Here is a 19,262-nt window from a genome sequence, read left to right on the forward strand (position 1 = left end):
CCGCCCCCCTCCCCGGGGAGGCTCCGAACGACCCTGGGATACTCCACAGATGCCCCGCGTGCTCCTCATAGAAGACGACCCCTCCGTCCGCGAGGGCGTCGAGCTCGGGCTGCGCCGCCGCGGGCACGAGGTGCGGACCGCGGCCACCGGGGAGGCCGGGCTCGACGCCCTCGCGGAGTTCCGGCCGGACCTGCTCCTCCTCGACCTGATGCTCCCCGGCATGAACGGCGTCCAGGTCTGCCACCGGGTCCGGGAGAGCAGCCAGCTGCCGATCATCATGCTCACCGCCCGCGGCGACGACTTCGACGTCGTCATAGGCCTGGAGGCCGGCGCCGACGACTACATCGTCAAGCCCGCCCGTACCGAGGTCATCGAGGCGCGGATACGGGCCGTGCTGCGGCGGATCGAGGAGCCCGGCGCGGGCCGCCCGGGCGTCGAGTTCCACGGGCAGCTCGCCGTCGACCGGGCCGGGCTCACCGTCGCCAAGGCGGGGGAGCGCATCGCCCTCGCCCCCTCCGAGCTGAAGCTGCTGCTCCACCTCACGGCCGCCCCCGAGCAGGTCTTCAGCCGGCAGCAGCTCCTCGAACACGTCTGGGAGCACAGCTACCACGGCGACGCCCGACTGGTCGACGCCTGCGTCCGGCGCCTCCGCAACAAGATCGAGGACACCCCCGGCGAACCCCGCTACATCCAGACCCTGCGCGGCTTCGGCTACCGCTTCGGACCCCTGTGAAGACCCGCGTGACGTCCCGTGTGAAGTCCCGCGTGACGTCCCATGTGGAGAGCCGCGTGACGTCCCATGTGGAGTCCCGCGTGACGTCCCGTGCGGAGACCCGTGGGGGACCGGAGCAGGAGGCAGGGCACCGGCCGGCCGCCGGCCCCGGACCGGAGAGCGAGCCGGCCCCGCGCCGGCGGCGTCGGGCCCGCGGCCCCCGCCCGCGCCCCTTCGGCCTGCGCACCCGGCTCGTCCTCGCGTTCCTGCTCGTCGCCGCCGTCGGCTGCGGCACCACCGCCGCCCTCACCTACCGGGCCGCCCGCAACGCCATCCTGGAACAGACCCAGAACACCGCCGTCTCCGCCTTCCGCGAGCAGGTCGAAGGCCTCGGCGTCAGCCTGCCCCCCGAAGCCGAGACCCTGCGGAGTCACGCCCTCCAGATCGCCCGCCAGGGCAAGCCCCGCCCCTGGCGCGTCTACGCCGAGTACGGCACCGTGCGCGTCTCCTCCACCGACCGCCCCACCTCCTCCGTCATCACCCCCGAGCTGCGGGCGCGCGCCCAGGCGTCCGAAGCCGCCCCGCACGGCACCTTCCAGCGCGTCGTCAAGAACGGCACCCCGTACCTGACCATGGCCGTCCCCGCCGCCTTCCACGCCTTCTCGGCCGATGACGCGACGCAGCCCACCGGCCTCGTCTACTACGCCGTCCTGGAACTCGACGAGGAGGAGGCGAACATCGAGGCCATGGTCGCCGCCGCCCGCGACGGCGCCCTCCCGGCCCTCGCCGTCGCCCTGATCCCCGCGCTCATCGCGTCGCGCGGCGTCCTCCGCCCCGTACGGGAGCTGCGGATCGCCGCCCACAACATGGGCCGCGGCCGGCTCGACACCCGGATCCACGCCAAGGGCAGCGACGAACTCTCCGACCTCGCCCGCACGTTCAACGAGTCCGCCGCCGAGCTCGAACGCTCCGTCGCCGAACTCCGCAGCGCCGAGGCCCGCGCCCGCCGCTTCGCCTCCGACGTCTCGCACGAACTGCGCACCCCGCTCGCCGGCATGCTCGCCGTCACCGAGGTCCTCGACGAGGACGCCGACGCCGGGACGCTCGACAGCGACACCGCCCGCGCCGTCCGGCTGGTCAGCGCCGAGACCGGCCGTCTCGCCGTCCTCGTGGAGGACCTGATGGAGATCTCCCGCTTCGACGCGCGCGCCGCCGAGCTCCACACGGACGAGGTCGACGCCGCCGACTGCGTCCGCAAGACGCTCCAGAACCGGCACTGGACCGACCCCGCGTGCGTCGTCCCGTACCTCGCCCCCGGCATCAGGGCCCGCCTCGACCCGCGCCGCTTCGACGTCGTCGTCGCCAACCTCGTCGGCAACGCCCTGCGGCACGGCGGGACGCCGGTGACCGTCCGGGTGTACGAGGAGGGGGACCACTTCGTGACGGAGGTCGCCGACCGGGGTCCTGGCATCCACCCGGACGTCCTGCCGCACGTCTTCGACCGCTTCTACAAGGCCGACCCGGCCCGGACGCGCTCGGCGGGCAGCGGCCTCGGCCTCGCGATCACCCTGGAGAACGTGCGGCTGCACGGAGGCACCGTGGAGGCCGCCAACCACCCCGAAGGCGGCGCCGTCTTCACCGTGCGGATGCCACTGTGACCCGCCGCCGGACGGCCGCGGTGACCCGCCGTGGGACGGCCACCGAGACCCGCCGTGGGACTGCCGCCGAGACCCGCCGCCGGACGGCCGCCGCGACCCTGGCCGGGCTCCTGTCGCTGACGGCGTGCGGCATCCAGGGGAGCGACGTCGTCGAGGCGGGCGGCGCCGCGACCGTCCTGGTCGCGCCCAACCCCGAGTCCCGGATGCTGCTGTACTTCGTCGGCCCGGACGGGCGCTCCAGGCCGGTGGCCCGTGACGTCGGGTTCGGGGGCCCGGAGCCCACGTCCGCGTCCGACAACGAGACCGACACCCACGACCCCTACGACGGATTCGGCCCCGGCTACGAGGTCGACCATGCGGTCCTGCGCCAGTCGCGCGTCGTCAGCAACAAGGTGCTCGCCGCGCTCCTCGCCGGACCGAACCAGGCCGAGGCCGCCGCGGGCCTGACCACCGCCCTGCCGCACGGCGCCGGCGTCCCGCACGTTCAGGTGGAGAAGTCCGGCGGCGCGCAGGACCGCCGACTGCTGCGCCTGCGGGCCCCGTTCACGGTCACCGACCTGCCGGCGACGGCCGTCCGCCAGCTGGTGTGCACGACCGCCTACGCGGAGGACCGGATGGGCCTGGCGGAGGTGGCCGTCACCGGCCCGGACGGAGCCCTGCCCCCGACCACCTGCGCCGACACGCTGTAGAGAGCGGCTCGCCCCTCAGGAGCAGCAGGAGCGTCAGGAGCGTCAGGAGGGTCAGGAGGGTCAGGAGACGCGCAGGTCCGCGAGGACCGCGTCCGTGAACGCCGGCCAGGCCTCGACCGCCCACGGCCCGAAGGGCCGGTCCGTGAGGGCCACGCACGCGGCCCGCGCGTCCGGATCGACCCACAGGAATGTCCCCGACTGCCCGAAGTGTCCGAAGGTGCGCGGCGAGGACGTGGCACCCGTCCAGTGCGGGGACTTGCCGTCGCGGATCTCGAAGCCGAGCCCCCAGTCGTTCGGCCGCTGGTGCCCGTAGCCGGGCAGGATGCCGGTCAGGCCGGGGTACGTGACGGTCATCGCGTCGAGGACGGTCCGGGCGTCGAGCAGCCGCGGCGCCTGCACCTCGGCGGCGAACCGCACCAGGTCGTCGACGGTCGACACGCCGTCCTTGGCGGGCGAGCCCTCCAGCGTCGTCGAGACCATGCCGAGCGGCTCCAGGACCGCCTGGTGCAGATACTCGGCGAAGGGGATGTCGGTCGCCTTGGCGACGTGGTCGCCGAGCGCCTCGAACCCGGTGTTGGAGTAGATCCGGCGGGTGCCGGGCGCCGCCATGACCCGGTTCTCGTCGAAGGCGAGCCCCGACGTGTGGGCGAGCAGATGGCGGACGGTCGCGCCCTCGGGCCCGGCCGGCTCGTCGAGGTCGATCGCCCCCTCCTCGTACGCGACGAGGACGGCGTACGCCGCGAGCGGCTTCGTGACCGAGGCGAGCGGGAAGCGCTGCCCGGTGGGGCCGTGCGACCCGGCCAGGGTGCCGTCCGCACGGACGACGGCGGCGGCCGCGGTGGGGACGGGCCAGTTCTCGATCGACGCCAGGCTCGGCACGCTGCTGCTCTGCATGGGGCCGAGCCTACTTGCTTCGAGTGCACTCCAACGTTTTAGCGTGGGGTCATGAGCGTGATCGCGAGCACGAGTACGGCGGCGACGGCCGCGCACGGCGGCCGTGCGCACTACACCATCAGCGAGGTCGCGGCCCTGACCGGCCTCTCCGCGCACACCCTGCGCTGGTACGAGCGGATCGGCCTGATGCCGCACGTCGACCGCTCGCACACCGGGCAGCGCCGGTTCAGCGAGCGCGACCTCGGCTGGCTGGGCTTCGTCGGCAAGCTGCGGCTGACCGGCATGCCGGTCGCCGACATGGTCCGCTACGCCGAACTCGTCCGCGAGGGCGATCACACCAGGGACGAACGGCGCGAGCTCCTGGAGACCACCCGGCGGGACGTCCTCGCCCGGATCACCGAGCTCCAGGACACGCTCGCCGTGCTCGACATCAAGATCAGCCATTACGGGACCGTCTGCGGAGGTACACCCACATGACCAGGATCGACACCGTACGGCTCGGCGGCCAGGACATCGCCGGCCGAGGCCCGGAGATCGGCGTCCAGGGCTTCGGCGCCATGGGCATCAGCGAGTTCTACGGCGACACCGACGAGGCCGCCGCCCGCGACACCCTCGACGCGGCCCTGGAGGCCGGCGTCACCCTGATCGACACGGCCGACATCTACGGGAACGGCGCCAACGAGGAGTTCCTCGCCCCCTTCGTCGCCGCCCACCGCGACGAGATCACCCTCGCCACCAAGTTCGCCATCGAGCGGCGCGCCGACGACCCGTCGTACCGCGCCGTCCGCAACGACGCCGCGTACATCAAGCGGGCCGCCGAGAACAGCCTGCGCCGCCTCGGCATCGAGACCATCGACCTCTACTACATGCACCGCCGCGACCCGGAGATCCCGTTCGCCGAGTCCGTCGGCGCGATGGCCGAGCTCGTCCAGGAGGGCAAGGTCCGCTTCCTGGGGCTGAGCGAGGTGACCGGGCCCGAGCTGCGCGAGGCCCACGCGGTGCATCCGATCGCCGCACTCCAGTCGGAGTGGTCGCTCTTCTCCCGGGACGTGGAGCGCAGCGCCGTCGGCGCCGCCGCCGAACTCGGGGTGACCCTGGTGCCGTACTCGCCGCTCGGCCGGGGTTTCCTGACCGGGGCGTTCGCGGACGCCGGCAAGGACCTGTCGGGCGGCGACTTCCGCCGGCACCAGCCGCGGTTCACCGGCGAGAACGCGGAGCGGAACGCCGCGCTGCTCGACCCGGTCCGGAAGATCGCCGCCGCGCACGGGGCCACGCCGGCGCAGATCGCCCTCGCCTGGGTGCAGCAGCGGTCCGCCGTGCACGGCCTGACGGTCGTCCCGATCCCCGGCACCCGCAAGCGCTCCCGCCTGGAGGAGAACGCGGCCGCCACCCGGATCGTCCTCACCGCGGCCGAGCTGGCCGAACTGGAGCCGATCGCGGGCCTGGTGGCGGGCGACCGGTACCCCGACATGAGCCTCACGTCCCTGGCCCGCGAGGTCTGACACCGCGCTCACGCGAGCCCCAGGGCGAAGACCCCGAAGCCCGCCGCAAGGAGCCCCGCGAGCACACGGCGGGCCGGCCCGGTCTTCGCCCACGGGGACTCGAAGCCCCGCGCGAACCGCCCGATGAGGACGAGCAGCCCGGCGAAGACCGGCATCCACGCCAGCCGGGCCAGGATCCAGCCGACCGAGTCCGGCGCGCCGACCAGGCCGGGGATCTCCCCGAGGTACGAGCCGGGGATCGCCGCCGCGAGCATCGCCGTCTGGTGCCAGCACAGGATCGTCATCGCGGACAGGTTGACCACCACGACCGGCGCCCACAGCGCGGGCCGCTTCAGGAGCCGGCCGAGCCGGCCGCGGAGGAGGATCGCGGCGCCGCTCTGCGCGGCGGCGAGGGCGAGGACGAGCAGCGACGGCGGGTGCGAGTTGGTGCGGGCCTCGCCGGGGACGCCGACCATGGACGCCGGGTAGCCGAAGGCGAGCAGGAGGGCGGCGAAGAGCGCGGCCCCGCCGACGAGCAGCCCCCAGGCGTGGCGCCGGGTGACCCGGCCCTCGCCCCACGAGACGCCGAGCTGATAGGCGAAGAGCCAGCCGGGCAGGATGTTCAGGAGGCTCAGCCAGGACGGCACGGCGTCGGCGTACGGCCCGTAGCGGAGGAAGTCGACGACGGCGACCGAGGCGAGCAGCGGCGCCGCGGCCCAGACCCCGAGGCGGCGGGCGACCCGGACGCAGTACGGGGTGAGCGCGGTGACCACCGTGTAGACCCCGACGAACCAGAGCGGCTGGACGACGAGCGTGGACGCCGTCCGCAGGCTGTCGACGGGCACTCCGAGGCCGAAGTGGAGCACCGGGAGCAGTGCCGCCCACACGGCGGTGACGCCGAGCACCGGGCGGCCGAGCCGGGCCAGCCGGCCCTTCAGCCACTCGCCCGTGGAGCCCTTGCGGCGCCGGTAGGAGAGGACGGAGGCGTAACCGCCGACGAGGAAGAAGATGCCCAGCATCTGGAGGACCCAGCTGACCGGGGCGAGCCCGGCGAAGGTGCCCAGCGGGCTCGCGTTGTGGAGGGCCCCGTCGGAGGAGAGGGTGAAGCCGCCGAGGAGCCAGTGCCCGGTCGGCACGGCGAGCAGGGCGAGGGCGCGGAGCCCGTCGATCGCCCGGTCGCGGTGGGCGGGAGTCCCGGATTCGATCTTCGAGGCCGTCTTGCGGGCCATCGTGGCGAGCGAGCTCATCGGACGTCTCCCTCGGCGATCGCGGCGAACGTGCGCAGGGAGCTGGTGCCGGCCGCGAAGTAGCCGCCGTGGCCGGTGGCGTCCTCGGCCGGGACCCGGCGGGCCCCGAAGGACGGGTCGGTGGGGTCGGCGCCGTGCCCGAGCCCCGCGAGCTCGACGTTCGGGATCCGGTCGATCCAGTCGGTGGGGTCCTTCGCCGCCCAGACACGGGCGGAGGTGCCGAGCTCGGCGACGTTCTCCGCGCGCATCCCGGGCGAGCCGAAGACCACGAGGTCCTTCGCCTTGAGGCCGTGCGCGGCGAGACCGCAGACGACGGAGCCGTAGCTGTGGCAGAACACGGACGGCTCTGCGGCCCCGGCGGGCCTGACGGCGGCGAGACCGGCCACGAACCGGGTGAGGCGGTCCGCCCCGGCCTCGGCGAGCCGGCCGGTGGCCGCGTCCAGGCCGACGCCGACGGGCGTCGTGTACCCGGCCCAGGCGACGACCGCCGTACGGCCGCCGGTCGCCCGGTGCAGGGCCCGTGCCATGGCCGCGAGCGGCGTGACGTGGTCGATGTCGGTGTCGGAGCCGGGCACGATCACGGCGACCTGCTCGGCCCGCGCCAGGTCCCCGTACACGAGGGCGACCTGACCCCGGCCGCGCGGATCGTGGGCCAGGACCCGCGCTCCGGGGAACCGGCCGCGCGTGGCACGGTCGTTGGCCTCGTACCGCAGGGCCAGGGGTGCGCCGTCGAGGTTCCCGACGACCGTGGGGTGCGTGCGGGCCAGTTCGCTCTGTCGTACGGGAGCGAGTCCCGCGAAGTACCGCGCGGTCCCGGCCGGGCTCATCCGCTCGGGGTCCGGAAGCCCCGCATCCCGCCACGCCCCCGTCCCGGCCGGCGCACCGGTGACGGCCTCCTGGGCGTCCCCGGACGCCCAGCCGGCCGTCCCGGCGATCACGGTGGCCACTACGGCCACGGTGGTCAGGGTCCTCGCAAAGCGGCGCATGGGGTCGCCCTCCCTCTCCGGTTCTCGCTCTTTCGTCGGCGAGAGGAAGGTAGGAAGACGACGGGTGACGGCACGTCACACCGGGGAGCCAACCACGGGTTGATACCGGGGTAGGGGGTGGAGGAGCAGCCGACCCCCTGGCGGGGGTGGGGGTTTCCCGGTGGGGATATCCCCCGGGTGTCAGGTCGTGCCGGGGGTGACCAGGCCCGACTCGTACGCGAAGACCACGGCCTGCGCGCGGTCGCGCAGGTCCAGCTTGGCGAGCACCCGCCCGATGTGGGTCTTCACCGTCTGCTCAGCGAGGACCAGGTGGTCCGCGATCTCCTGGTTCGACAGGCCCCGGGCGATCAGCTCCAGGACCTCCGTCTCGCGCGGGGTGAGGCCGTTCAGGCGCAGCGCGGTGGTGTCCCGGCGCGGGGCGGGGCGGGAGGCGGCGAAGTCGGCGATGAGGCGGCGGGTCACGGACGGTGCGAGCAGTGCCTCGCCCGCCGCCACGATCCGTACCGCCGCGATGAGATCGGCGGGCGGCGCGTCCTTCAGGAGGAAGCCCGACGCGCCCGCGCGCAGCGCCTCGTACACGTAGTCGTCCACGTCGAAGGTGGTCAGCATCAGCACCTTCGGCCGGTGCGTGACGCCGGTCGGCGGGTGGAGGATCTCGCGGGCCGCCGCGAGCCCGTCCAGCTCCGGCATCCGCACGTCCATCAGCACGACGTCCGGATGCGTCGAACGGGCCACGTCCACGCCCTGCCGCCCGTCCGGCGCCTCGCCCACCACGTCGATGTCGGGCTGGGCGGCGAGCAGCGCGGCGAAACCGGCCCGCACCATGGCCTGGTCGTCGACGATGATCACGCGGATGGTCACTCGGGGTCCTTGGGGGTCGGGGTCAGGGGCGGGCTCGGGCTCGGGCTTGGGGTCGGGCTCAGGCTCGGGCTCGGGGTCGTGGTCGTCGCCCGGGCCCGGGCCCCTCAGGGTGCCGGTTCCGGGTCCGGTTCGGGCGCCGGGTCCGCCGTCAGCGGGAGCCGTGCGGCCACCCGGAAGCCGCCGTCCGGCAGCGGCCCGGTGTCCAGCGAGCCGCCCGTCAACCGTACGCGCTCCCGCATCCCGACGAGGCCGTGCCCGGTGCCGGCCGCACCGCGCTCCACCCCGGAACCCGCCTCCTCGCCGGGCCCGTTGACGACGAGGACCGTCAGCCACCCGTCGTCCGAGGCGCGCACCGACACCCGGGTCGCGGCGCCCGGCGCGTGCCGGACGATGTTGGCGAGGGCCTCCTGCACGATCCGGTACGCGGACAGGTCCACCGCCTGCGGTACGTCCCCGAGGCCGGCGGCGAGCGACAGCTCGGCCGGCACCCCGGCCCGTACCGTCGCCTCGACCAGCTGCTGGACCCGGTCGAGACCCGGCTGCGGGGCCCGCTCGCCCTCGCTGCCGTCGCTGCGCAGCACGGAGAGCAGCCGCCGCATCTCGGCCAGCGACTCGCGCGCGCTCGCCGCGATGGACGTGAACTCCTCCCGGGCCGCGTCCGGAAGGTCCGGGATGCGGTACGGGGCCGAGTCGGCCTGCACGGTGATCACGGACATGTGGTGGGCGACGACGTCGTGCAGCTCGCGCGCGATCCGCGCGCGCTCCTCCAGGAGCGTGCGGCGGGAGCGTTCGGCCTCGTTGATGATCTCCTGCTCGACGAGCCGCCGCTGCGCGTCGCCCCGGGCGCGTACCGCCGAGGTGAGCAGCAGCAGCACGCCGCTCAGGACGAGCAGCAGTGTGTGGACGCTGGTGACCCCGTCGGGCCGGAAGGCCTCCAGGACGTACCCGGCGGCGCCGGTCGCCAGCCAGACGCCGAACAGGGTCCGGCGCGACTCGCGCAGTCCGAGCGCGACCATCAGCGCGCAGTAGCCGATGACGACCGGCGGGGTCCAGGGCCACAGGTCGGCGTGGACGCCGTCCGAACCGAGGAGGGCGAGCGAGCCGAGCACGTCGGCGGTGAAGATCACCCACCAGGCCTGGAGGGGGCGGGAGACGGCGAGCAGCAGCGGCACGGTCTGGGCGACGGCGATGGCCCCGGCGAGGCCGCCGTTCACGCCGTAGTCGTTGACGAGGACGGTGATCGTGGTGGGCAGCAGCGAGGAGACGAAGGCGAGGGCGACGACGTACGGCAGCAGGCGCACCCACCGCGAGGAGGCCTCGGAGAGCAGGGGCGCGCCGGGGGTGGTCGGGGTGGTGAGCGCGGCCCCGAGGCCTTGGAACAACTCGCGTGACCGTGCGCTGTACCGGCGGAAGCGGCGGAGGGGCGGCTCGTGCCGCTGTTCGGTAGCCATGACCCGCCCAGGGTAGGCAGCGGGTGGGGCGGTCGGCGTCATACCGGGGAGGGGGCCGCGACCCGATACCGGGGTATGACGCCGGGCCTGGTGGGTGGCTCACAGCTCCGCGAGGAGCTCCGCCTTCTTCGCCGAGAACTCCTCGTCCGTCACGAGCCCCGCCCGGTGCAGATCGCCCAGGTGCCGGATCCTGTCCGCGACCGCCCCGGGGTCGCGGCGGGCGGCGTCCTGAGCACCGGCCGTGACGGCGGCGGGCACGCGGTCCTTGCCCCGGGTCGCCGCGAGGACGGCCGCGGCGAAGGGGAGGGACTCGTGCACCGGCCCGTAGCCGAGACCGAAGACGACCGAGGCCGGGTCCCGGTCGGGCTGGGCGGGCCGGGAGCCGCCGTCCCGGGGGACCAGCCGCAGGTACCCGTCGAGGACCTCCGGCGACCGCCACTCGACGCCGCTCAGCTCCCGTACGGAGAAGGTCTGGTCGCCGGCCTTCCACTTCTCCGAGGACGCGCCCGTCCAGGACCAGCGGAAAGCGACCTCCGACATCCCGTCGAAGCTCGCCCTCCCGTCGTACGTCTTGAAGGACTGCGGTCCCGTGGGCGCGGCCACCAGGAAGCCGTCGGCGGGCCACACGGCCGCCGCGTCCTCGCCCCCGGCCGGGTCCGCCGGGTCCACCGCGTCCGCCGGGAGCAGCGCCCGCAGCTCGTCCCGGTAGTACTCGGCGAGCGTCTCCCGGTCCGCCGGCAGCACCAGACGGTACGGGTCGCAGGCTTCCTTGAGCTGTCCCGCGGCCGCCTCCATCAGCGGATCGGCGCCGGGCCTCGGCACGGCGTGCAGCACGACGGTGCCCCGCTTCCCGGGCGTGAGCGTCACGGACGCCAACGCCTCGTGCGGTACTCGTCGTTCGCGTAGCGCGCTGAAGAGTTTCGGCGTATTGCGGTTCCCCCGTTCGAAGCGGATGACGAGGGCATCGCTCTCGAACTCCCAGGTGGCATGAATTCCGGCCAGCACATCACCCATACGCCTCATCGTAAGCGGCGCGTGCCCATGCGTCGCCCCTGTGAAAGGTCGGGAAATTCCGTGATCTACGCGCGTCGGGCCTCTTCCGCACCGGATATTCCGTGGTGGCAAGCGCTGTCGGCACGTGCGCAGATCAGGTCCTGATACGAACCGACCCCTATCGCGGCGAAGTTGCCGAGGCTCTCCGTCCCCGGCTCGAAATAGCCGCCGTGGCCGACCGCTCCGTCCGCCGAGAGCAGCCGCGCGCCGAATTCCGGTTCCACCGGGTCCGCGCCGTGCCCGACCCCGCCCACCTCCACGTGCGGCACGTCCGCGATCCAGTCGTCCGCGTCCCGCATGGCCCACACCCGGGCCGGAGTGGCCAGGTCCGCCGCGCGCTCCACCCGCATGCCGGGGCTGCCGGCCACGGCGAGATCCGTCACCCGGGCGGGCAGCCGGGGCGCGGCGAGCCCGCAGAGGACGGAGCCGTAGCTGTGGCAGAAGAGCGCCACCCGGGCGGTCCCGGGCAGCGCCGAGGTCAGCTCCACGAGGCGTACGGCTCCGTTCGCGGCGAGCCGGCCGGTCATCGCGTCGACGCCGACCCCGGCGGGCGCGGTGTAGTCGGCCCAGGCGATGACGGCGACCCGCGCGCCGGGGGAGGCCCGCCGCTCGGCGGCGAACAGTGCCTCGGCCATGCCGGCGGGAGCCGCGTACCGGCCGTGGGTCTTCTGGAAGGTGAGGAGGGTCGTGTCGACGCCGGGCACGATCACCGAGACCCGCCGGGCCCGCTCCAGGTCGCCGAGGACCTCGGCCGCGCGTCCCTTGCCCGTCGGGTCGAAGGCGAGGACCTGGCGGCCCGGCCGCATCAGGGAGGCGAAGCGGTCGGCCCGGCGCCGCGCCTCGTGCCGGCCGTCGGCGGTCAGCCGGGAGTCGCCGAGCCGGCCCCGCTCGGCGGCGAGGGCCACCGCGAGGGTGAGCCGGTTGGCGCGGTAGCGGAGCGCGACGGGGGCGCCGTTGAGGTTGCCGACGACGAGCGGGTGCCGCTCGGCGAGCCGGAGGCCGCCGGCCGGCCCGAGCCGGGCGAAGAACGCGGCGACCGTGCGGGCCGGGGCGACGGCCGGGTCGGGCAGCGGGTGGTGGCCGACGCGGTCGCGCGCCCACGCGGTGAGCGCGGTCTCGCGGGACGGTCCGGGCTCGGACCGGTGCCGGATCGTGGTCCATCCGGTGGTCGCGAGCAGCACGAACACGACGGCGAGCGCGAGGAGCGTGCGCGTCACGGCGAGGGTGGGCGAGGCGTCGGCGGGGGTCACGGGCCGCCACCCTACGGGGGTCGCCGCGGGTGGCTCAAAGGCCGGCGCCGGGTACTTCGGAGCGGTACGGGACGCCTACGGGGCGTCGCCGGACGCGGGCTTCCGCGAGCTGCCACCGCGGGCCGCTGGTGCGTGCGGGGTGTCGTCGTCGGCCGTCGGTGCGTGCGGGGCGTCGCTGACGCGGGCTTCTGCGGGCTACCGCCACCGGCCGCCGGTGCCTGCGGGCTGCCGCCGCCGGCCGCGCGTGCCTACGGGGCGTCGTCGCCGGCCGAGCCGTTCCGCCAGTGCGGGGCGAGCGCCGGGCCGAGGTGGTCGAGATAGCGCTCGGTGAGGGCCCGGATGGCTTCCAAGCTCTGGTCCGTGCCCCGGACCCACATCTGGCCGGTCACCCGCATGACCCCGCTGAACGCCGCCACCGCGATCCGGGGGCGCGGGTCCTCGTCGACGTCGAGGCCCTCCCGCTCGGCGATGATCCGGGCGATCGTCTCCTCGGTCTCCGCCGACCGGCGCAGGTGGACGGCGAGCAGCGCGGGCGTCGACTCGATCAGCTGGAAGGTCCGCAGGTACAGCTCGACGGGGACGACCTCGACGATCGCCTCGCCCGTGCGGTCCCAGGCGCTGAGGACGGCGTGCCGCAGCGCGTCGAAGGGTCCCTCACCGGGCGGTCGCTGCTCGAGCGCGCTCACGAACAGCGCCTCCACCATGTGCTGGACGGCGAAGGCGACCTCCTCCTTGGAGGCGAAGTAGCGGAAGAAGGTCCGCTGGGAGACCTCGACGGCGTCGACGATCTCGTCGACGGTGGTCCGCTCGTACCCCTGGGTGGTGAAGAGCTCCAGGGCCACCCGGATCAGCGCGTCGCGCGTGCGCTGCTTCTTCCGCTCGCGGAGGCCGGGGGCGGGGACGGTCAACGAGGATCCTCTTCTCTGGCGTCGTTTCAGGCGTTTCGTCCGAGTCAGGGTACCTGTGAGCTACGTGACAGTTACCGGCGTGTGAATCGCTTTGTCAATTGTCAGTGGCTGACATTAGCCTCACTCGCATGACTAGTCAGACCACCGTGGAAAAGGCCCCGCAGGGTCAAGGGGGCGTCCGGGAACCCGTTCCGGGCCCGGCGAAGGGACTGCGCGGCCACCCCTGGCTGACCCTGTTCGGCGTCGCCGTGGGCGTGATGATGGTCGCGCTCGACGGCACGATCGTCGCCATCGCCAACCCCGCCATCCAGGCCGACCTCGGCGCCACGCTGGGCCAGCTCCAGTGGATCACCAACGGCTACCTGCTCGCGCTCGCCGTCGCCCTGATCACCGCCGGCAAGCTCGGTGACCGCTTCGGACACCGGCAGACCTTCCTCATCGGCATCGCGGGCTTCGCCGTCGCCTCCGGGGCGATCGGCCTCTCCGACTCGATCGGGGCCGTGATCACCTTCCGTGTCCTCCAGGGCGTCTTCGGCGCCCTCCTCATGCCGGCCGCCCTCGGCCTGCTGCGCGCCACCTTCCCCGCCGAGAAGCTGAACATGGCCATCGGCATCTGGGGCATGGTCATCGGCGCCTCGACGGCCGGCGGCCCGATCCTCGGCGGTTTCCTCGTCGAGCACGTCAGCTGGCAGTCCGTCTTCTTCATCAACGTGCCGGTCGGTGTGATCGCGCTCGTGCTCGGCCTGGTGATCCTCAAGGACCACCGCGCCGAGAACGCGCCGCGCTCCTTCGACGTCCTCGGCATCCTGCTGCTCTCCGGCGCGATGGGATCGCTCATCTGGGGCATCATCCAGGCGGGTGCGGACTGGGGCTGGGCCGACGGCAAGACGTGGGGCTGCATCATCGGCGCGCTGCTGCTCTTCCTGGTCTTCGCCTTCTGGGAGACCAAGGTCAAGGAGCCGCTCGTCCCGCTGGGCATGTTCCGCTCCGTGCCGCTCTCGGCCGGCGTGGTGCTGATGGTCCTGATGGCCTTCGCCTTCATGGGCGGCCTGTTCTTCGTGACGTTCTACCTCCAGGGCGTGAAGGGGCTCGGTCCGATCGACGCCGGACTGCGCCTGCTTCCGCTGACCGCGATGATGATCGTCTCCTCGCCGCTGGCGGGCGCCCTGATCACCAAGTTCGGCCCGCGGGTCCCGCTGGTCGGCGGCATGGTCTGCACGGCCGTCTCGATGTTCGGCATGATCACGCTCTCGTCCGGTACGAGCACGCTGGTGATGTCCCTGTGGTTCGCGCTGCTCGGCCTGGGCCTCGCCCCGGTCATGGTCGGCGCCACCGAGGTCATCGTCGGCAACGCCCCGCTGGAGCTCTCCGGTGTCGCCGGCGGTCTGCAGCAGGCCGCCATGCAGGTCGGCGGCGCGCTCGGTACGGCGGTGCTCGGCGCCGTCATGTCCTCCAAGGTCGCGGACTCCTTCGCGGGCAACTGGAAGGAGGCCGGCATCCCGGTCCCGGCCGATCCGAAGCTGGAGGAGGCCGCCGAGTTCGGCATGGCCCCGCCGGAACTGGCCCAGGCGCCGGGGATGACCCCCGACCTCTTCGACAAGGTCGCCGGCGTCATCCACGACACCTTCCTGGAGGGCATGGGCCTGGCCTTCACCGTCGCCGGCGGCGTCGCTGTCGTCGCGGCCCTGGTCGCCATGCTCACCAAGCGCGGCGAGAACGCGGAGGCGGGCGGCATGGGCGGTCACATCTGACGCCCGCGCGATTCCCGTAACCGGGGGTCCGTAGTCGGGGTTCCCGTAGGGGGCCGTCACCCGTTCGCGTGAACGGGGGCGGCCCCTCTTCCGTCCGGGGGTGACCTCCGCCATGCTCGTGATTACAGAGAGTGACGAAACGGGGGGTCATCAGCATGTACTCGTATACGAAGACCGTGCTCGCCACGGCGGCCGCGGCCGTCCTGGCCGCGCTTCTGACCGGGCTCCTGGCGGCCGCCCCGGCCCCTGCGGCGGTCGGGCCGGCCGGGACCGCCCTCGGGGCCTGCGGTCCCGGCCGGCTCTGCCTCTGGCCCAAGCCCGACTTCAAGGGCCGGGTCCAGAGCCACGAGCTGGCCACGACCGACATCGAGAGCTGTGTCGCCCTGCCGCCCGGCGCCTCGGCGCAGTCCCTCGCGAACCGCACGGGCCGGCCGGTCACCACGTACCAGTCGGCGGAGTGCGCGGAGGTGGGGGAGTTCGAGACCTACCCGGGGCGGGGGACCTGGGTGCCGCAGACGCCCTACGAGGTCAGAGCGTTCAAGCTGTGGGAGCGGTAGGGGCGGGGACGTCCCGGGGAAGGTCTCGGGGGCCGTTCGACGGGGAGAGGCGCGCCACCTCCGCGCGCAGCTCCCGCACCTCCAGGGTCAGCGCCTCCAGCAGCTCGGTCTGCCGGCGCTCCACCGCGTCGTCCCGGTCGAAGCGGGCGATGAACCAGGCCGCGATGTTCGCGGTGACCACACCCAGCAGGGCGATGCCCGAGAGCATCAGACCGACCGCGAGGACCCGGCCGAGACCCGTGGTCGGGGCGTGGTCGCCGTAGCCGACCGTCGTCATCGTGGTGAAGGACCACCAGACCGCGTCCCCGAGCGTCCTGATGTTGCCGTCCGGGGCGTCCCGCTCGACGTGCAGCACGGCCAGCGAGCCGAACATCATCAGCCCGACGACCGCGCCCGCCACATAGGTGGTGAGCGTGATCTGCGGGGCCATCCGGGCCCGCCGGCCCACGAGGAGGAGTGTGGAGACGACCCGCAGCAGCCGCAGCGGCTGCACCATCGGCAGCAGGACCGCGAGCAGATCTAGGGGGTGGGAGCGGACGAAGGCCCAGCGGGCCGGGGCGAGGGCGAGGCGGACCGCGTAGTCCAGGGCGAAGGCCGCCCACACCGCCCACTCGACATGGGTGCACAGCCGGTGCACCCAGGGGGCGGCATCGGGAGCCACGATCGGCACGGCATAGGCGATGCCGAAGGCCACGGCCAGCACCAGCAGGGGTGTCTGCGTGCGCTTTTCCCAGCTCTTCCAGCGAACCTTCATGCGGGGCATCGTAGAGAACGCCGAAGGGCGGCGAGACCATCGGTCCCACCGCCCCTCACCAGGACCTCCGTGCTAGGAGGCCCGTCCGGTCACGCGTCGCCGCCCGCGGCGCCCGGGTCGGCGGCCGCCACGTCGAGCAGCTGGTAGCGGTCCACGGCCTGCTTCAGCGCCGACCGGTCGACCTTGCCGTCGCGGGCGAGCTCGGTCAGCACCGAGAGCACGACCGACTGGGCGTCGATGTGGAAGTAGCGACGGGCCGCACCCCGCGTGTCCGCGAAGCCGAAGCCGTCCGCGCCCAGCGAGGTGTACTGGCCCGGCACCCAGCGGGAGATCTGGTCCGGGACCGAGCGCATCCAGTCCGAGACCGCCACGAACGGGCCCTCGGCGCCCTGGAGCTTGCGCGTCACGTACGGGACGAGCTGCTCCTCGTCGGGGTGGAGCAGATTGTGCTCCTCGACGGCCACGGCCTCGCGGCGCAGCTCGGTCCACGAGGTCGCGGACCAGACGTCGGCCCGTACGTTCCACTCCTCGGCGAGGATCCGCTGCGCCTCGATCGCCCACGGCACGGCGACACCGGAGGCCATGATCTGCGCCGGGATCACACCGGCCTCGGCCGGCTTGAAGCGGTGGATGCCGGCGAGGATGCCCTCGACGTCCACGTCCGCCGGCTCGGCCGGGTGCTGGATCGGCTCGTTGTAGACGGTCAGGTAGTAGAAGACGTCCTCGGCGGCCGGGCCGTACATCCGGCGCAGGCCGTCCTTGACGATGTGCGCGATCTCGAAACCGAAGGCCGGGTCGTAGGCGATGCAGGCCGGGTTGGTCGAGGCGAGCAGATGAGAATGGCCGTCCGCGTGCTGGAGGCCCTCGCCGGTCAGCGTCGTGCGGCCGGCGGTGGCGCCGAGCACGAAGCCGCGCGCCAGCTGGTCCGCCATCTGCCAGAACTGGTCGCCGGTCCGCTGGAAACCGAACATCGAGTAGAAGACGTACACCGGGATCAGCGGTTCGCCGTGCGTGGCGTACGCCGAGCCCGCGGCGATCAGCGAGGCCGTGCAGCCGGCCTCGGAGATGCCGTCGTGCAGCATCTGGCCGGTCGGCGACTCCTTGTAGGCGAGGAGGAGTTCGCGGTCCACCGCCTCGTACTGCTGGCCCAGCGGGTTGTAGATCTTGGCGCTCGGGAAGAAGGCGTCCATGCCGAAGGTGCGGTACTCGTCGGGGGCGATCAGCACGAAGCGCTTGCCGATCTCCTTGTCCCGCATGAGGTCCTTCAGGATGCGGACGAAGGCCATGGTGGTGGCGATCGACTGCTGACCCGAGCCCTTCTTGGCCGCCGCGTAGGTCTTGTCGTCGGGGAGGACCAGCGGCTTCGCCCTCACGACACGGGTCGGCACGTACCCGCCGAGCGCGCTGCGCCGGTCGTGCATGTACTGGATCTCCTCGGAGTTCCGGCCCGGGTGGTAGTACGGCGGCAGGCCGTCCTCCAACTGCCGGTCCGTCACCGGGATGTGCAGCCGGTCGCGGAAGCGCTTCAGGTCGTCGACCGTCAGCTTCTTCATCTGGTGGGTCGCGTTGCGGCCCTCGAAGTTCGGGCCCAGCGTCCAGCCCTTGACGGTCTGGGCGAGGATCACCGTCGGCTGGCCCGCGTGCGCCTTCGCCGCCGCGTAGGCCGCGTAGATCTTCTTGTGGTCGTGGCCGCCGCGGCCCAGGTGCAGGATCTGCTTGTCCGACATGGACTCGACCATCGCCCGCAGCCGGTGGTCGTCGCCGAAGAAGTGGTCGCGGATGTAGCCGCCGGTCTCCGTGGCGTACGTCTGGAACTGGCCGTCCGGGGTGGTGTTGAACTTGTTGACCAGGATGCCGTCGCGGTCCTGCGCGAGCAGCGGGTCCCAGGAGCGGTCCCAGATCAGCTTGATGACGTTCCAGCCGTTGCCCCGGAAGATCGACTCCAGTTCCTGGATGATCTTGCCGTTGCCGCGGACCGGGCCGTCGAGCCGCTGGAGGTTGCAGTTGACGACGAAGGTCAGGTTGTCCAGGCCCTCACGGGCGGCGATGGAGAGCTGGCCGACCGACTCGACCTCGTCCATCTCGCCGTCGCCGAGGAACGCCCAGACGTGCGACTTGGAGGTGTCCGCGATGCCGCGCGCCTCCATGTACCGGTTCATCCGGGCCTGATAGATCGCGCCGAGCGGGCCGAGGCCCATCGACACGGTCGGGAACTCCCAGAAGTCCGGCATAAGCCGGGGGTGCGGGTACGACGAAAGGCCGTTCGGGAACTTCGACTTCTCCTGGCGGAAGCCGTCGAGCTGGGTGTCGTTCAGCCGGTCCAGGAGGTAGGCGCGGGCGTAGATGCCGGGGGAGGCGTGCCCCTGGAAGAAGATCTGGTCGCCGCCGTCGCCCTCGTCCTTGCCGCGGAAGAAGTGGTTGAAGCCGACGTCGTAGAGGGAGGCCGAGGAGGCGAACGTGGCGATGTGACCGCCGACGCCGATGCCCGGCCGCTGCGCGCGCGAGACCATCACGGCCGCGTTCCACCGCGTGGCGTTGAGGACCTTGCGCTCGATCTCCTCATTGCCGGGGAAGAACGGCTCGTCCTTGGTGGCGATCGTGTTGACGTAGTCCGAGCTGCGCATCTCGGGCACGGCCACGCGCCTCTCGCGTGCCCGCTCGATCAGGCGGAGCATGAGGTAGCGGGCCCGCTCCCGGCCCCGCTCGTCGACGGCAGCGTCGAGGGAGTCGAGCCATTCCTGGGTCTCTTCCGGGTCGAAATCCGGGACCTGGCTGGGAAGGCCGCCAATGATGATCGGGTTGCGATCGGATCCGGGAGCCACGCTCTTCCTTCGCTGTTCGGTGGTGCCCACGGGGCCACGGAGTGGTCGGGATGTCCATCGTGTACCCCGTCGACGCCAGACGTCACATTTACCGAGGGGTAACCCCAACGAGGTGCCCAGCGGTGTCCGCGGTGTCCTCCACGTGTTCGGATGTGTTCAAATCGCAACCTTACGCTCAACCCGCGCAT

Annotated in this window: 17 protein-coding genes; 7 read left to right on the forward strand and 10 right to left on the reverse strand. The window is 72.9% G+C overall.

Features of this window, described 5'->3' with window-relative positions:
* Window positions 1–49: 49 nt before the first annotated feature.
* The 3 genes from ACFWWU_RS21995 to ACFWWU_RS22005 all read left to right on the forward strand — a co-directional run bounded on the left by ACFWWU_RS21995 (window position 50) and on the right by ACFWWU_RS22005 (window position 3,059).
* Window positions 50–733 (forward strand): response regulator, encoded by a 684-nt coding sequence (locus tag ACFWWU_RS21995; protein ID WP_384147515.1) that lies wholly within the window; start codon window positions 50–52, stop codon window positions 731–733.
* Between the two features lie 80 nt (window positions 734–813).
* Window positions 814–2,370 (forward strand): sensor histidine kinase, encoded by a 1,557-nt coding sequence (locus ACFWWU_RS22000; RefSeq protein WP_384147516.1) that lies wholly within the window; start codon window positions 814–816, stop codon window positions 2,368–2,370.
* On the forward strand, window positions 2,367–3,059 hold the full coding sequence (locus ACFWWU_RS22005) for a hypothetical protein (RefSeq protein ID WP_384147517.1): 693 nt from the start codon (window positions 2,367–2,369) through the stop codon (window positions 3,057–3,059). Before ACFWWU_RS22000 ends, ACFWWU_RS22005 begins: the two co-directional genes overlap by 4 nt.
* Window positions 3,060–3,119: 60 nt before the next feature.
* On the opposite strand, the gene ACFWWU_RS22010 is transcribed toward ACFWWU_RS22005, so the two are convergent.
* Entirely contained in the window at window positions 3,120–3,953 is an 834-nt protein-coding gene (locus ACFWWU_RS22010) for a serine hydrolase domain-containing protein (RefSeq protein WP_384147518.1), read from the reverse strand.
* Window positions 3,954–4,004: 51 nt separating this feature from the next.
* On the opposite strand from ACFWWU_RS22010, the gene ACFWWU_RS22015 reads away from it, so the two are divergent.
* Window positions 4,005–4,430, forward strand: a complete 426-nt coding sequence (locus ACFWWU_RS22015) for a MerR family transcriptional regulator (RefSeq protein WP_384147519.1) — start codon at window positions 4,005–4,007, stop codon at window positions 4,428–4,430.
* Window positions 4,427–5,455 carry an aldo/keto reductase gene (locus tag ACFWWU_RS22020; RefSeq protein WP_384147520.1) on the forward strand — a complete coding sequence of 343 codons (1,029 nt, stop codon included), beginning with the start codon at window positions 4,427–4,429 and terminating at the stop codon, window positions 5,453–5,455. Before ACFWWU_RS22015 ends, ACFWWU_RS22020 begins: the two co-directional genes overlap by 4 nt.
* 8 nt (window positions 5,456–5,463) lie before the next feature.
* On the opposite strand, the gene ACFWWU_RS22025 is transcribed toward ACFWWU_RS22020, so the two are convergent.
* From ACFWWU_RS22025 to ACFWWU_RS22055, 7 genes are all read right to left on the reverse strand, one after another.
* Complete coding sequence (locus ACFWWU_RS22025) at window positions 5,464–6,681, reverse strand: acyltransferase (protein WP_384147521.1); 1,218 nt, start codon at window positions 6,679–6,681, stop codon at window positions 5,464–5,466.
* The gene (locus ACFWWU_RS22030; protein ID WP_384147522.1) at window positions 6,678–7,667 is read right to left on the reverse strand and encodes an alpha/beta hydrolase; all 990 of its coding nucleotides are present in this window, start codon (window positions 7,665–7,667) and stop codon (window positions 6,678–6,680) included. Before ACFWWU_RS22030 ends, ACFWWU_RS22025 begins: the two co-directional genes overlap by 4 nt.
* A 180-nt stretch (window positions 7,668–7,847) precedes the next feature.
* Window positions 7,848–8,528: a response regulator transcription factor gene (locus ACFWWU_RS22035; protein WP_317594663.1), complete on the reverse strand. Its 681-nt coding sequence runs from the start codon at window positions 8,526–8,528 to the stop codon at window positions 7,848–7,850.
* Window positions 8,529–8,632: 104 nt separating this feature from the next.
* Window positions 8,633–10,021, reverse strand: a complete 1,389-nt coding sequence (locus tag ACFWWU_RS22040; RefSeq protein WP_384147523.1) for a sensor histidine kinase — start codon at window positions 10,019–10,021, stop codon at window positions 8,633–8,635.
* A 57-nt stretch (window positions 10,022–10,078) separates the two neighbouring features.
* Window positions 10,079–10,993 carry a DUF4429 domain-containing protein gene (locus tag ACFWWU_RS22045; RefSeq protein ID WP_384147524.1) on the reverse strand — a complete coding sequence of 305 codons (915 nt, stop codon included), beginning with the start codon at window positions 10,991–10,993 and terminating at the stop codon, window positions 10,079–10,081.
* 65 nt (window positions 10,994–11,058) lie between these two features.
* Window positions 11,059–12,282, reverse strand: a complete 1,224-nt coding sequence (locus ACFWWU_RS22050) for an alpha/beta hydrolase (protein ID WP_384147525.1) — start codon at window positions 12,280–12,282, stop codon at window positions 11,059–11,061.
* Between the two features lie 248 nt (window positions 12,283–12,530).
* A complete protein-coding gene (locus ACFWWU_RS22055; RefSeq protein WP_384147526.1) occupies window positions 12,531–13,190 on the reverse strand; it encodes a TetR family transcriptional regulator in 660 nt (219 codons plus the stop codon).
* Window positions 13,191–13,447: 257 nt separating this feature from the next.
* On the opposite strand from ACFWWU_RS22055, the gene ACFWWU_RS22060 reads away from it, so the two are divergent.
* Window positions 13,448–14,941, forward strand: coding sequence for an MFS transporter (locus tag ACFWWU_RS22060; RefSeq protein ID WP_384147653.1), 1,494 nt, complete (start codon window positions 13,448–13,450; stop codon window positions 14,939–14,941).
* A gap of 155 nt (window positions 14,942–15,096) precedes the next feature.
* The gene (locus ACFWWU_RS22065) at window positions 15,097–15,498 is read left to right on the forward strand and encodes a peptidase inhibitor family I36 protein (protein ID WP_384147527.1); all 402 of its coding nucleotides are present in this window, start codon (window positions 15,097–15,099) and stop codon (window positions 15,496–15,498) included.
* Here ACFWWU_RS22065 and ACFWWU_RS22070 read toward each other — a convergent pair.
* Both ACFWWU_RS22070 and aceE read right to left on the reverse strand, forming a co-directional pair.
* Window positions 15,479–16,252 (reverse strand): potassium channel family protein, encoded by a 774-nt coding sequence (locus tag ACFWWU_RS22070; RefSeq protein ID WP_384147528.1) that lies wholly within the window; start codon window positions 16,250–16,252, stop codon window positions 15,479–15,481. The two genes, ACFWWU_RS22065 and ACFWWU_RS22070, sit on opposite strands and share 20 nt — an antisense overlap.
* Before the next feature lie 89 nt (window positions 16,253–16,341).
* The gene (gene aceE / locus ACFWWU_RS22075) at window positions 16,342–19,074 is read right to left on the reverse strand and encodes a pyruvate dehydrogenase (acetyl-transferring), homodimeric type (protein ID WP_384147529.1); all 2,733 of its coding nucleotides are present in this window, start codon (window positions 19,072–19,074) and stop codon (window positions 16,342–16,344) included.
* Window positions 19,075–19,262: the final 188 nt, after the last annotated feature.

This window comes from Streptomyces sp. NPDC058650, assembly GCF_042717315.1.
In the GTDB taxonomy this organism is placed as follows: Bacteria; Actinomycetota; Actinomycetes; order Streptomycetales; family Streptomycetaceae; genus Streptomyces.

Excerpts from the sequence above, each read along its gene's own strand:
- ACFWWU_RS21995 (WP_384147515.1), top strand. The coding sequence starts at position 50 with ATGCCCCGCGTGCTCCTCATAGAAGACGACCCCTCCGTCCGCGAGGGC.
- ACFWWU_RS22010 (WP_384147518.1), bottom strand. The coding sequence starts at position 3,953 with ATGCAGAGCAGCAGCGTGCCGAGCCTGGCGTCGATCGAGAACTGGCCC.
- ACFWWU_RS22015 (WP_384147519.1), top strand. The coding sequence starts at position 4,005 with ATGAGCGTGATCGCGAGCACGAGTACGGCGGCGACGGCCGCGCACGGC.
- ACFWWU_RS22020 (WP_384147520.1), top strand. The coding sequence starts at position 4,427 with ATGACCAGGATCGACACCGTACGGCTCGGCGGCCAGGACATCGCCGGC.
- ACFWWU_RS22025 (WP_384147521.1), bottom strand. The coding sequence starts at position 6,681 with ATGAGCTCGCTCGCCACGATGGCCCGCAAGACGGCCTCGAAGATCGAA.
- ACFWWU_RS22030 (WP_384147522.1), bottom strand. The coding sequence starts at position 7,667 with ATGCGCCGCTTTGCGAGGACCCTGACCACCGTGGCCGTAGTGGCCACC.
- ACFWWU_RS22040 (WP_384147523.1), bottom strand. The coding sequence starts at position 10,021 with ATGACGCCGACCGCCCCACCCGCTGCCTACCCTGGGCGGGTCATGGCT.
- ACFWWU_RS22045 (WP_384147524.1), bottom strand. The coding sequence starts at position 10,993 with ATGGGTGATGTGCTGGCCGGAATTCATGCCACCTGGGAGTTCGAGAGC.
- ACFWWU_RS22060 (WP_384147653.1), top strand. The coding sequence starts at position 13,448 with ATGATGGTCGCGCTCGACGGCACGATCGTCGCCATCGCCAACCCCGCC.
- ACFWWU_RS22065 (WP_384147527.1), top strand. The coding sequence starts at position 15,097 with ATGTACTCGTATACGAAGACCGTGCTCGCCACGGCGGCCGCGGCCGTC.
- ACFWWU_RS22070 (WP_384147528.1), bottom strand. The coding sequence starts at position 16,252 with ATGAAGGTTCGCTGGAAGAGCTGGGAAAAGCGCACGCAGACACCCCTG.